The sequence below is a fragment of the Pseudomonas sp. P4795 genome (assembly GCF_048822895.1).
Taxonomy (GTDB): domain Bacteria; phylum Pseudomonadota; class Gammaproteobacteria; order Pseudomonadales; family Pseudomonadaceae; genus Aquipseudomonas.
This window is the reverse complement of sequence record NZ_JBMFBT010000003.1, coordinates 527,924-540,237: the sequence shown is the minus strand read 5'-3', so window position 1 is coordinate 540,237 and position 12,314 is coordinate 527,924. Positions and strand designations below refer to the sequence as shown.

General features: G+C 58.5%; 17 protein-coding genes. All 17 read right to left on the bottom strand.

Annotated elements, in window-relative coordinates:
• Window positions 1-25 precede the first annotated feature (25 nt).
• The 17 genes from ACOI8A_RS11100 to ACOI8A_RS11020 all read right to left on the bottom strand — a co-directional run bounded on the left by ACOI8A_RS11100 (window position 26) and on the right by ACOI8A_RS11020 (window position 12,312).
• Window positions 26-544 carry a lysis system i-spanin subunit Rz gene (locus ACOI8A_RS11100; RefSeq protein WP_420648267.1) on the bottom strand — a complete coding sequence of 173 codons (519 nt, stop codon included), beginning with the start codon at window positions 542-544 and terminating at the stop codon, window positions 26-28.
• The gene (locus ACOI8A_RS11095; protein ID WP_420648268.1) at window positions 523-1,089 is read right to left on the bottom strand and encodes a glycoside hydrolase family 19 protein; all 567 of its coding nucleotides are present in this window, start codon (window positions 1,087-1,089) and stop codon (window positions 523-525) included. The genes ACOI8A_RS11100 and ACOI8A_RS11095 overlap by 22 nt, the downstream gene beginning before the upstream one ends.
• Before the next feature lie 33 nt (window positions 1,090-1,122).
• On the bottom strand, window positions 1,123-1,341 hold the full coding sequence (locus ACOI8A_RS11090; RefSeq protein WP_420648269.1) for a hypothetical protein: 219 nt from the start codon (window positions 1,339-1,341) through the stop codon (window positions 1,123-1,125).
• Window positions 1,342-1,352: 11 nt separating this feature from the next.
• Entirely contained in the window at window positions 1,353-2,555 is a 1,203-nt protein-coding gene (locus ACOI8A_RS11085; RefSeq protein ID WP_420648270.1) for a carbohydrate-binding protein CenC, read from the bottom strand.
• 2 nt (window positions 2,556-2,557) lie between these two features.
• Window positions 2,558-2,998 (bottom strand): phage tail assembly chaperone, encoded by a 441-nt coding sequence (locus ACOI8A_RS11080; protein ID WP_420648271.1) that lies wholly within the window; start codon window positions 2,996-2,998, stop codon window positions 2,558-2,560.
• A gap of 9 nt (window positions 2,999-3,007) precedes the next feature.
• Complete coding sequence (locus tag ACOI8A_RS11075; RefSeq protein WP_420648272.1) at window positions 3,008-3,712, bottom strand: gp53-like domain-containing protein; 705 nt, start codon at window positions 3,710-3,712, stop codon at window positions 3,008-3,010.
• A gap of 81 nt (window positions 3,713-3,793) precedes the next feature.
• Window positions 3,794-4,378, bottom strand: coding sequence for a tail fiber assembly protein (locus tag ACOI8A_RS11070; protein ID WP_420648273.1), 585 nt, complete (start codon window positions 4,376-4,378; stop codon window positions 3,794-3,796).
• Window positions 4,379-4,415: 37 nt separating this feature from the next.
• Entirely contained in the window at window positions 4,416-5,453 is a 1,038-nt protein-coding gene (locus tag ACOI8A_RS11065; protein WP_420648274.1) for a phage tail protein, read from the bottom strand.
• Window positions 5,454-5,583: 130 nt separating this feature from the next.
• The gene (locus tag ACOI8A_RS11060; RefSeq protein WP_420648275.1) at window positions 5,584-6,093 is read right to left on the bottom strand and encodes a phage tail protein; all 510 of its coding nucleotides are present in this window, start codon (window positions 6,091-6,093) and stop codon (window positions 5,584-5,586) included.
• Window positions 6,090-7,235, bottom strand: coding sequence for a phage tail protein (locus ACOI8A_RS11055; protein ID WP_420648276.1), 1,146 nt, complete (start codon window positions 7,233-7,235; stop codon window positions 6,090-6,092). The genes ACOI8A_RS11060 and ACOI8A_RS11055 overlap by 4 nt, the downstream gene beginning before the upstream one ends.
• Window positions 7,236-7,301: 66 nt before the next feature.
• Window positions 7,302-7,721, bottom strand: a complete 420-nt coding sequence (locus tag ACOI8A_RS11050) for a phage tail assembly chaperone (RefSeq protein ID WP_420648277.1) — start codon at window positions 7,719-7,721, stop codon at window positions 7,302-7,304.
• A 16-nt stretch (window positions 7,722-7,737) separates the two neighbouring features.
• Complete coding sequence (locus ACOI8A_RS11045; RefSeq protein WP_420648278.1) at window positions 7,738-8,613, bottom strand: gp53-like domain-containing protein; 876 nt, start codon at window positions 8,611-8,613, stop codon at window positions 7,738-7,740.
• An 11-nt stretch (window positions 8,614-8,624) separates the two neighbouring features.
• On the bottom strand, window positions 8,625-9,224 hold the full coding sequence (locus tag ACOI8A_RS11040; RefSeq protein ID WP_420648279.1) for a YmfQ family protein: 600 nt from the start codon (window positions 9,222-9,224) through the stop codon (window positions 8,625-8,627).
• On the bottom strand, window positions 9,212-10,255 hold the full coding sequence (locus ACOI8A_RS11035) for a baseplate J/gp47 family protein (RefSeq protein ID WP_420648280.1): 1,044 nt from the start codon (window positions 10,253-10,255) through the stop codon (window positions 9,212-9,214). The genes ACOI8A_RS11040 and ACOI8A_RS11035 overlap by 13 nt, the downstream gene beginning before the upstream one ends.
• Window positions 10,245-10,643 (bottom strand): phage GP46 family protein, encoded by a 399-nt coding sequence (locus tag ACOI8A_RS11030; protein ID WP_420648281.1) that lies wholly within the window; start codon window positions 10,641-10,643, stop codon window positions 10,245-10,247. Before ACOI8A_RS11030 ends, ACOI8A_RS11035 begins: the two co-directional genes overlap by 11 nt.
• On the bottom strand, window positions 10,643-11,152 hold the full coding sequence (locus ACOI8A_RS11025; protein WP_420648282.1) for a phage baseplate assembly protein V: 510 nt from the start codon (window positions 11,150-11,152) through the stop codon (window positions 10,643-10,645). The genes ACOI8A_RS11030 and ACOI8A_RS11025 overlap by 1 nt, the downstream gene beginning before the upstream one ends.
• 113 nt (window positions 11,153-11,265) lie before the next feature.
• Complete coding sequence (locus tag ACOI8A_RS11020) at window positions 11,266-12,312, bottom strand: phage baseplate assembly protein (protein ID WP_420648283.1); 1,047 nt, start codon at window positions 12,310-12,312, stop codon at window positions 11,266-11,268.
• Window positions 12,313-12,314: the final 2 nt, after the last annotated feature.

Below are 12,314 nucleotides of genomic sequence, written 5' to 3'. Positions count from 1 at the left end.
CCGGTTGCGCTTTCAATACACAAGCTTATTCAAAATGTTCGGGTGCCAGCGCTCTGATATAGGCCTGACAAGCCTGCAAGGCAATCAATCCACGGTCGCCTTCGCCGGTGATGGCGACAATTCGTTGAGCATGCGCCGGGTCAAGTCGGGCGCGTACGGCTGCATGATCCACGCTGCCGGCTCCGGAGGTGGCTGACACCCCGCAGCCTGGGGCAGCATCGCCTGCGTCGATGAGGACTGACAGGCGCAGATCAGCAGTGGCAAGACGATCGCGCAGGCGATCCTGATCACGTTGGGCATCGCTGAGCACTCGATAATGGGTTTGTTCACTGGCCGCGAGCCGCTGCTCAAGCCCCAGACGTTTGTCCTGTTCAGCCTTTTGCGCAGCCGCAGCCGTGAGGTTTAACTGATTCAACATTTCAGCGTGCAACCGCGCCTGCTCTGACAACTGCCGACCGTAGCGCCAATCCTGAAACTGCCAGGCCAGCGCGCCAGCAGCCAAAGCAAGCAGGCCAATGCCGATCAGTCGCCAGGAGACAGACATAACACCGCCCTCGCCCGCTCCCAGATATCCAGGCGATCCTGCAAGCCATTCAACCCGCCGTTGATCCGGCGGGTGATGCTGTTGAATTGATCGCGATCAGCCAGTTCGTTCAAACCGTTGACCTCCCAGAACCACGCTGCCGACTCTGCCGCCCATTGCGGTTGTTCGAGCAGCTCGGGCAAGCTCAGCAGCCGTTCATCGCCGAACAGTCCCAAGCTGCACTGGCGATAATTGCTGCGCCCGGTGATCTGAATCAGACCGCGACCGCGATACTTCTGCCCGTCGCCGTCGGCCTCTGGCGTGTTGCCCAGCCGCAACGCCAGCGTACCGGTGTCGTATTTGCTCAGATATTGGTTGTTGCCCAATTCGCGCACGTAGCGCAGTTGTCCGGATTCATGCCCGACCTGCGCGAGAAATGCAGCGATGCGTTTGGGCGTGTCGATGCGATGGCTGGCCATGGCGGTGTTGAGTGCAGAAACAAAAACGCCCGCTTGGCTGCGGGCGTTGGGCAATATCTGGATTAGGTTGCTTTCAGTTATTTGCATAATGCGTATTCCTCCCTGGATGCGCCGATTGAATCATGGTTGGGGACTTATGCCTGCCAGCCATTTCTTTGCCAGAGTTTTCACGGTGCTGTCCGGGGCAGATTTTTCAAGCGTTTCATTCAATGGCAAAACCTGGCCGCCAGATAACAGCCACTCTTGATACTCAAGCCAGTCGCGATTGGTCGGATCCTGCGGGATAAAGGCTGAACCCTCCATACGCAGTACGCCGCAAGCGGTGAGTTGATAGGTCATGGGGTTCACTCCTAGATTTCAGCGTCCGCTGTCCATTCAATCTGCAGCCCGTTACCGGGCTGGCTATTTACAGGCGTCACGGTACCAACTGCGAAACTACGCTGTGTCACGCTTTGCACAGATGTTCCGGTGCAGGCCGCTCCCGCCGTGTAGTTCCACACCTGATTGCTTTCATTTGCGGGGCAATACAACACGACAGTCGGATGCACTCTCTTCTGCACTTGCATGTCAACGGTCATACCGTATTGACCGGTATTTGCAGCCGCTGACTGGGTGAAAGTCACAATGCATGTACCCGTGCCATTGTTCGCACGAATCGTTAAACGGTTGGCAAAAGACTTCTCGAAATAACGTTGGCAAAGCATGAACTCTTCAGCAGCGGGACGGTATTCGAACGGCGTGGAGATCGGTCCCTCCTCTAACTGAACTCTCGCGAGATCAACGGTCTGTAAAACGTTTAGCGGAAGATCGAAAGCCAGCCTCAGGCAATCATTGACACCGAGCATTTTTCCCGCGATGACCGGGACCTGAAACGTAGCGCTGTACTTGGCCCAGGCGGTGGTCAACTGAAATGCGCCGACCACTTTCACGACGGCTTCCGACCCGCCGGTGCCGAAGTGCTGAGCTATCGTCACCGTCAAAGGCCGCGCGGCGTCGGATCGTGCCCAAAAGCTCACAGTGGCGGTTTTCCCGGCTAAGGTTCTGACCGATTCAATGCTCTGGGAAACTTTGTGCGTGGTTGCGCCGATACCCGCGGTGGTTTGTTGCCAGCGCAGAAAATAGCTTGGCTCGCCGGTCACTTCTGTCTGGCCGAGGGCGAAGTCCTGACGAGAGATCGTCACGGCGGCATTGCCATTCCAGTCGCAACGAAAACGATCAGCGACATAACCCCCAATATTTGGCCCTTGATTAGTCGTACCACGCTGCCAGATATCGAATCCGCCATTGATCAACAGATTCCTGCGGTACACCTGCACCGGAAACTGTTGCAAAGGATCGGGTTTGGACAATAGTCGAATTGCCTGAGCCAGTTGATTAGTCTGGTCCTCATTGGGCGTCAGACCGGCTGCGGTAATTGCATTGAGAATTTCCGCGGTGACGCTGTTTCCCCAACTCGCCGGAATCAACGATCCGGGTTTTCCATTGACCGGGTCCTCATCGACAAACCGGCCATTTTCCAGCCCCGCGCCGGGGACGCCTTTTGGATAATCCATTTTTAATCTGCTCCCTTGAGTAATTGAATCAGCCAGTCAGGTGCCAAAGGCCGACTGGTCTGCGCAGGAAATCCCGAACCGAGCGGCCAATCCCGCAACTCCTGGCGATAGTCCAGAAGCTCCTGAAAGTCCTCAATACTCAGGCTCAGTCGCCGACCCGCCGCTTCTTCGTCACGATCGCGATCCACCAGCCACTGGCTCGCCAGCAGTTGTGCATCGCGCCATTGACGCGCCGCGCCAGCCAGTTCTGCGACCGTGGCAGATGGCGCATCGATCAGAATCGGCAAGCCATCGACCGCGTGGCTGCGGACTTTTCCAGGTTCAGGATTGCCGATGACGGCGATAAAGCATTCGTCGGTAATGGGTACGGCATCATTGGGCATCCGGCTGTGGACGCCGGACAGGTAAACGCAGCCAGTGGACTGGCTATAAAAACGTTCCATGAACTCTCCTCAGCGCCCGATGGCGATTGCGCAAAAACCGCAGGGCAACAGATCGGCGTACAACAGAAATCCGGTCAGGGTTTTCGGACCGAGTGAAACGCTGCCCGGCGCCGAACCGTTCACGGTCGCCGGAAGCACCATGAAGCAGGCGTTGGGAAATGCGAGCGGAAAGCTCGAATAGGCGCCTTGTATGCCCAAGGTCGACGAGCCAATCCACTGGATTATTAGCCCCCCCATCCATGCCGGAAAAACGATGTAGCCGTTAGCGGTAAAGCTGACTGCAAAACCGAAGCGCAAAGTCTTCGGCGTGACGATTGTTGCGGTGTCTGTTCCGCTCTCGGTTTGCGCCTGAGTAGCCGTCTTCGCCACACCGGCCAACGTTTCGCTGGCCTGTACGAGCTTTTTCGCGATCGCCTGAAACACTCGCAACGGGGTCATTCGCTTGACGTTATCGGTGCCCTGCTCGGCCTCCAGAACACTGGCAGGAGCGACCACACTTTGGCTGATTTTCTGTTCGATGGCGGACGTCAACTGGGTGTTGTCATGCTCATCCGCGGCAAGGCCGGCCGACTGAATGACATTTAACAATTCTTCAGTAACCGCGTTGCCCCATTGCGCCGGAACCAACGAACCGATTGCCCCGGTCAGCGGATTTTCATCGACGAACTTGCCGTTGACCAGGCCCGTGCCTGGAAGGCTTTTTGGATAATCCACGCTAGGATCCTCTACGACTGAATGACAGGTAGGCAGATGCCGACAGCACTAAGCCGCCAGTGATGTTTCAAAGAGAAAAAGTTACACAGAGGGCAGTACAGCGCCTTTTCCAGGTTTGGCGGGCCAATCGATGTTCAATGGATAATCAGCCTGCAGCTCAATCCGGGACAATCTTATTGCGTAGCGTTTCCAGGCTTGCAATGCCGTCAATTGATCACTTCCCGCCTCGCCCAGTTCGTAAGCGTACTGCAGAGGCGCCACTCGAATAACCGCTTCGCATAGCCGGTTGTCACGCTCGATATCAGCGTTTGCCGCGAGCCCCAAACGCTGCGCTTCCTCATCTAGCGCCCAGTTATCGTTCTTCCATACGTGATATTGCGATGGTCGTGGAAGCGAGGTCAGGTAATCAGGTAGTGGCCCCAATTCAGACCAGTAAGTGGCCATCCCATCGGTTTTGTAATACGCAAGCGTGTTCCTCAAGTCGATCAGTTGGGAAGCCGTACCGCTGCGCCATACCCATACATAACCAGACTCGGCCAGTGGCAAGAGTTCCGTTAGTTCGATTGCATTTCCCGGTACTTGGATTCCTATTCCAGGAGTCACCGGCAACTCAATAGGTCCGGTAATTTCCCGGGTGACTTCATTAACCACATAGTAGTAAGGCACCGCTCGGTTTCCTTTTGGTTATATCTGGAGGGTTGCTTCAGATGAGTTTGATCCTGCCCGGGTAGGCGATGTTTCGCGGCCGGGTTTCAGAACCGCCAGTATTTTCGGTAAAGCCGAGGCTGATATTTGCTTGATTGAATAACGCATCAGGAGCAGCGTTTTGCGCCGAAACCAGAGGTACGCCCAACATGTCACTTTTCAACTCATGCCGATGAGACCGGAACATATCGAGCTGCCAACTGCCGATCGTACGGCCGATATCGATCCCGCGATTCTCATCGCATAATCTTATGAACTCCCCTCGACCATCCGGCCCGCGGAAGGTCAAGGTGCCGTCGCCGCTGGTCCATCCGCCCTCGGCCCCGACCCTCGCAGCCTCTGTTGTCAATGCGCCGGACTGTTGTGCGTGATCCCATAACCAGGGCCAATCGCTACGGCTGAACACGGCACTGTTCAGAGCACCGTAGCCACCGGGATTGAGGATCATTGTTGTCTCAAAAACAGGTCGGCCCAATGGCGTGCAATCGAATCGTCCGACTGGCCACCAGTTGCCCTCTCCATCACTGCGAAGATGCCACCAGTCTCCGGAGCCCATGAGCACAAAAAACGGGTAGCCGGCAGCGGCCAAGTGGGTATGAAACCTGACTCTGTCGGTTCCGGAGGCACGGACAACCAACCGGGAATTTGAGTTGTCGATACGCCGCAAAATAACGTCGCGAACCCCAAGCATTGCATCGGAAGGCGGCAGGCTGATTGTGGTTGCCCCGCTGGCTGCATTGACCAGCACAAGACCAAGTTCCGAAGCCGTCAGACCTTTGGAGGTCGACACATTGATCATTGACGAGCTCATCGGACTGGCGAGTAACAACAATGCTTGCAGTGCCTTGAGCAGTTGGCGATTGTCACCTTCTGCGGGGGTCAATCCCGCACCGGCGACAACGCTGAGTATTTCCTCAGTAACGGAATTGCCCCACACCGCCGGGATCAGCGAACCCGGGGTGCCGGCGACGGGGTTTTCATCGACAAACCGACCATCCACCAGGCCGACGCTGGGGACACTTTTTGGATAATCCATAGGATCTCGTTCCTCTGTAATGACAAATGAAGCGTGATCAAACGGAGGTCGATGCGACTCCGGTCACGCTTCGTTTCCAGAAAATAAAAAGCCCACTCGAGAGTGGGCTTGGGTAAAGCAGAGCGAAGTCTTACGAGGTACTGACCAACGCTCGGATGGCGATCAACGCTTCATCAGTCGCCGCGCGAGCCAAGTCCATCTGGCCCTTGCCTGCCAGTGCTCGAATCTGCGTTTTGGCTTTCAGGCGCAAAGTGCGCACGGTCAGTAAATGTTCGGTGAGCTGATCGGCCTTGCCGAGGATTTGATCTGCTGCCTGCTTGGCCGTGCGACCTTTGGCGACCCAGGCAGCCACCGACAGTGGCACTTCCTTTTTCGGGTAACCGGCATCCAGATAAGCCTGCGCGTCGGCAGCGGCCTGGGCGTATTCCATGGACTTGAGCGGGTCGCCGGCCAACGTGTTGCGCACAGCGTCGGCGGCGGCGTCGACCTGGGCGCACAGGCGTTCGGTTTCCTGTTGTTCGAGCAAGGCGACTTTGTCAGTGTTCAGCGACCATTGCCCGCCGTCCCAGTCATGGGCCGCCGACGGTTGCGGTAGGCGCAGGCCATCTTCGAACTGATGCAACTCTTGAATAACGATCATCGGATCAACTCCCATGTCAGCTGAGCATTGACGGCATCAGCAAAATTGACTGCGATGCCCGTCGCGTAATCAGTAACTGACAACCCCTTGATCCCCATGCCATGGAGCAACTCGTCCCGTCCGCCACTGCTGCTGCCCGCCTCATGCTGAACCTGGAACACCTGCCACATTGAACGCATTCGCGAATGGTCGAAGCTGGCAGTGAGGGTCGATACCGCTACATCGTTTGTAAAATTGTTAGAGTTGATCAGGCAAGGTGTGCTTGGCCAGCCTTGGTTGTAGGCGACCGTTTGCGCCCCTGGCGACAGGAAAGTGTAGCTAGACCCCATCCAACCCGCAGTTGCGAAACTCAAGTTACATTGACTTGTTACCGAAGGCGTAGGGTTGGCAGCGATCAACCGCGCCTGCCGTGCATGCGGGTCCAGTGGCAAATAAATAACTCCGGTGCCGTTGAGGGTTTGACTCCAGGACAGCCGCGCCCGGTTGTAGATTGTCAGCACCGCCGGCAACGTTCCCGGGGCGCCGGTCTGAATCCAGGCGAGGCAAATGTCCAGCTCGGTGGACGGGAATCCACCACCGGCCGCCGCGTCGGCCACCCCCATCAGCGACAGCGGTACCGGATCTGTCGGTAAACCGCGCTGCACATAAAACGTCAACATATCGCCAACTACCTGCCCGCGCAGAAAGTAATTGGAGTTGACCAACATTTCGGGGCTGCTCCAGTTCGCAGTGGAAAATGCCCGCGAGCGTCCCGTGCCCCCCCCCAACATTTTTTGCCCCAAACTGAGCAATACGCCCGCCGGGATCGAAACCCTGCCACCACTGGTGGAAGACGCCATCGGCGTGACGGCCAAGCGACCCTCCGCGTTCGCCACCGTCGGCAGCGGCAACGACCCAACAGGCAACGCCAGATCCAGATTCCAGCCCTTCGCCGATACACTCTGAATCGCCTGCAACAACTGATCGTATTTTTTCTCGTCCGGATCCAGACCTCCGGCCTTGATCACGTTGACGATTTCCTCGGTCACCCCATTGCCCCAGTCTGCCGGGATCAGCGATCCCGGAGTCCCGGTCATCGGGTTTTCATCAACAAATCTGCCATTCACCAGACCGGCACTGGGTACACTTTTTGGATAATCCACGTAAGGATCTCCCATCATTCAAGGTGGTTTTCAGAAAAACGCTTTTTTACTAAGGCTTGAAAAACATCAGGCGGGCAGTTGCGGCCAATCCACGCTTTGCGGGTAGCCCAGCTGTTTGTCGATCTTGTTGAGTGCCAACTTGTAAGTGGCGAAGGCTTTGAACCGGCGCATGTCATCAGTCTCCAGCAGGCCCGCGATGTAGGCGTCCGCCATGCCAACGGTTTGCTGATCGGCCTCTGTGAGCAAAAGATCGCGGCGTGTCAGGACAGCCGATTTCAGTTCGGTATCGAGCATTTGCGCGGTGTTTGGCAGGGGATGCTTGATGACTTTGCCTTCGGTCAATCTCCAGATTCCGTCACGCTCCTCGATGGTGCGTATAAATAGTTCGTCAGAGATTTCCATAGCGCTGGCAGGAATTTGCGTATGAAGTGTGGCGTCATAGCGCCCGAGGAGCTCGCCTTGGGCATCAAAATCTATATATCTCATCGTCTCACCTGGGAGTTCAGAAGCCCATCGCAAACCAGTTCCAGCCACCCGGGTCGGAATTGGAAAAGCGCTGGAACTGGCTCTGCGAGAGCCGGAAGAAGGAAAAACGCAGGTCCGTTAAGCCCGGCGAAATATCACCACCGGAAAGGAACAGCACCGCGTTCGGAAATGCGATCGGATAGGTCACGGTTTCACTCAGAGCGCCACCCGTGGCCAACCCCCATTGCAGGATCAGGCCGCTGGGCAAGCGTTGATAACCGCTGCTGCCCAATGATGCCGTGAACATCGGCGAGTACTTCAGAGCACCGTCACCCGAGTCGAGGCCCCATCCACCACCCAGCAACAGTCGTCGGAATGTCACGAAGCTACCGCCGACGAACGCCAGAGAAGTACTTGGAGCCCCATTGATGGTGCTCAAGCTCTCACCACTTCTGGCCTTGACCGTTAAACCGCCAGAGCTGGCCACCAGTGACACCAGTCCTCCCGGCGGAACGCGCGACCATTCCGGCAGCGTCACCGTGCTAGGCCCCGTAAAGATGGAGAGTTTGCCGACGTCAGCGAGCGACAACGCCACCTCACCGACATAATTGGTTTGCCCCGCCAGACTACCGAGTGCACGTTGGACAAATTCTGTGGTCGCTACCTTTTGACTGGCATCAAACTGTGCAGGTGTTTCAAACAGCGTCTGGCCGCGCAAAGCTTCCAGCAACTGGTTGTTCAATCCCTCTGTCGGCTCGATCCCGGCACCTTTGATGACTGACAACACTTCCTCAGTGAGCGCGTTGCCCCACTCGGCGGGAATCAACGAACCCGGTGTTCCAGTGATCGGGTTTTCATCGACGAAGCGGCTGTTGACCAAACCAATGCCGGGCATGCTTTTCGGATAATCCATCCCGCTACTCCCTAGTCATAATTGATGTGCACTTTGGTATGCGCCGGTGCGCTGCGGTGGATCAGGCATTCCAGCGCCGAGCCGGGATTCACGCCGAAGCGCTCGCCCCAATAACTCGCGCCGAAACGCCGACCGAGCAGCAGCCGTCCGCCGGTGTTGAGCGTCCACATGAATTGCGCTTCCCAAGTGCCGAAATGCGCCGCGCCGAAGCGTGCGCGGCCCATGCGCGGGGCTTCGAGTTCGGTGATGGTTGCGTTCGGGTAACCCTGGCTTTTGGCGATTTCGATGTAGTAGCCGACCGCCTGACTGCCGACCGCCAGCAGGCGCCGGCGCACAGCCAGACGGCGGTCGTCGAACAGTGGCGCGGCGCCGAGGCATGGGTCGGGCAGGTTCATCACCTGTTCCCAGTCCGGCACCAGTTCGCTGACGCCGGCCGGGTCCATCTCGTTCAGCAGGTCGGCGGCGCGCGCGTCGAGGCGCGCCAGTTCGACGGCTACGCCCTGCAGGACTTCCTCAAGCTCCGGCACGCGTTCCGGGTCCCACGCCGGACCGGACGGCAGCAAGGCGCGCAGTTGCGCCTGGTATTGCGCGGCAGTTCTTATGCCTGCCATACGCAACCTCCGAAGGTCAGCAATTCACTGTCGCCAGCCGTTACGTTGGCCACGGGTGCTGCGAGGATATGGTCGGTCTCGCCAGCGGCGCTGCTGATCGCTTCCCGGATGTGGCTGATCAACAGATCCTCGCCGAGATCGGCTTCGCGGTTGTGCAGATCGCGCAGCTGGGTTTCAACGGCAGCGCGCACTGCGCTGGTGTCGGGAATCAGCTTCAACTTATAGACCACCGGCACCTGCACCGGTGGCAGCACATGCACCTCGGCAGTCACCGGGCGCAGCGGCTCGATGTACGCCTGAACCTCGGCCAGTTGTTCGGCGTTGGGCACCGGTTGCGGATCGTCGTCACGCATGATGTAGACGCCGACAGTACCCGGCCCGAGGAAGCCGCCGCGGCACCATGCACGGGTCACACCGGGGCATTCCAGTGCCCAGGTTTCATAGTCCTGCGCCGAGCCGCCATGGGGGATGATCCGATAGGAACGAATCACCCGCGAGCGCAGGGATTCGAGGCTTTCACGCGCAACGCCGCCGTTCAGGCCGGGCGCCAGCACCACGAAACTGTTGCCGACAATACCGGCAATCGGTTGCGTCGGCGTCAGCGCCAGACCGGCCTCGGCGTTACCCAGGCTGCCGGCATCCAGCGCAGCAATCGTGGTGCTGTTGAGTCCATTGACAGCGGTGCGCGAGGTCGTGACTTTGTAGGTGCGGCCATCGCTCGCCTGCAACAGTGTGTCGACGTCGAGCACTGCGCCAGCCGTAGCAGTGAAACTCACGCTACCGCTGGCCACTTGCGCAGCTTTGCGCGGTTGATTCAGACGCAGTGCGGCGATGCGCTCAAGGGTCGATTCATCGGCCGTATCGGGCAGGATCTGCTCGGCGATCCAGTCAAGGTAGCCATACAAACCGTAAGCCGCGCCGCCCAGCGTTCGGGCGAGCACTTGCGCATCGGACTGGCGCAGCGAATCGCCGGCCAGGTCGCTTTGGGTGCGCTTGATCAGCACCGGCAGCGAAGGGGTTTCAAACGGCATAGATCACCTGCCAACTGTTATCGGGGTTGATGTCCAGACGTTCGCCGTCGGCCAGGGTCAGGACAGTGCGCAGGTTCAGGCGCTGGTCGTCGAGGCGTTCGCTGATGATGTCGAGCGCGCTGCAATGGCCGTCGTCGATCAGCCATTGCAGGGCTTCGCGGGCATAGAATTCGGCATCCATCTGGGTCTGTCGGGTCAGCTTGACCCGGCGCAACAGCCATAGCCGCGAGCCGATGCGGTCGTCGGCAACGCTGGGAAACGTGTCGCCCCACCAGCCGAAACGTTCGTCGTCATCGAGGGCATCGTCATCGGCGGCGCGGCGCCAAGTGAACAGGCTGATCAGCACCGCGCGGGTCAGCGCGGCGTGCAGGTTTTGACTGATGAACATCATTTGCCTCCTGCCGGCGCGCCGGTCTGACCGTTGCCCGCCTGCACGCCGACGTGCACGTGTTTGATCTGGCTGATGCCACCGGCAAGCTGATCGCCGGTGGAGACGATTTTGCCGGTCTGATTGATCACCGGCGTGTCGAAGTTCACCGCGCTGCTGGCGCGGATGTTCAGCGTGGCGGTTTCGATGTCGATGATCCGCCCGCGCTTGAAATGGATCTTGTCGCCTTCGTCGGTGTAGATCGCCACTTCTCCAGCGGCCAGCGCTTGCAGGCGATAGCGGCGGTCGGCGACCACCAGTGCGACGGCATGGGAACGGTCGCCGCCAAGAAAGGTGACGATGCCCTCGGCGCCGGCCAGTGGATGGCTGGTAAAACCGTAGGGTTCGAAGTGCTCCATGTCGTCGTTGACTTCACCGGCGGTGAGGCGCATTTGCAGCGATTGCAGCTTGTTTGCCGAACTGGCGAGCACGACAGTGCCGCGCGCCAGCAGGCGAGTCAGTAGGCTCATTTGGAATTCCTGTGAAATCTGGGCCGACGCCAAAAGATCGCAGCCTGCGGCAGCTCCTACAGGTCTACGCCGATTCAATGTAGGAGCTGCCGAAGGCTGCGATCTTTGAGGGCCTAGGCAGTTTTTTTCGGAGGGCTGGGATTGGCATCAAAAGTATGCGGCGGCGCCACGTGCAATGTGGTCACCGAGCCTTGCGCCGAGAGTGAATAGGTCACCTTGGAAATCAGCATGTCCTCATCGAACCCGAGCACCGGATCCTTGACCCGCACCAAGGTGTTGTGACGCCACAAATCACCGTTGGATTGCCGCCAGCCTTGCACCTGATAGGTAGTGCTCAAGGCGCGGCCCATGCGGGTTGCACTTTCCCATTGCGCACGTTGCTGCGCCAGTTCGAAGGTCAGTTGCGTGCCTTCGTTGATCACCGTGGTGCGCTGCCGTTTGAAGCTCAGATCGGCCGCGGACGATTCCACTTCGCTGACCGCTGCCCCGCTCTGCTTGTCGTTGCCTTTCTGCTGACCGATCACCCGGTAGATGGAAAACACCTGGCTGTAATCCATCGGCGCGTTGGCCGAGAGAATATTCTTGCCCAGCTCCAGCGCATCACTCGCCCTTCCGCCGCTGCCGGGGTTGGCCAGCACCAGCCGCCCTTCGGCGTCATCGGTGGAAAACACCCGGTACAACGACAGCAAACGGTCGATGGATTGGAACACCGTTTCCCCCGGCACGATGGTGTGCTTGCTCAGGCGCGCGGTCTGCGGGATTTCACTGACGACCATCAGCGAGTTGTTCATCGCCAGGTCCTGGACGATGCTCAGCAGCGGCTGTTCCTGCCATTGACCGGGGCGGTTGGTCGCCGCGCAATCCACCAGATCCTGAGTCCTGGAACTGCCTTCGATGCTCAGGCTGATCTGCCGACCGTCGTAGCTGATCGGCGCCTTGAACACATAACCGGTGAGCACCAGATCCTCACCGATTTTCACCTCGCAGGGATCACCCGGTTTGATCCGGTTGTCCACCGTCTGCCCCGGCCATTGCCAGGTGATATCGAGTTTGAAGGTGCGGAACTGACGCTCCAGATCCGCGGTGATTTCCACGCTTTTCCAGCCGCCGTATTCCATGTTGTTGACGGTCAAGGTGACGTGGTTGTCGATCTCGCTCATGG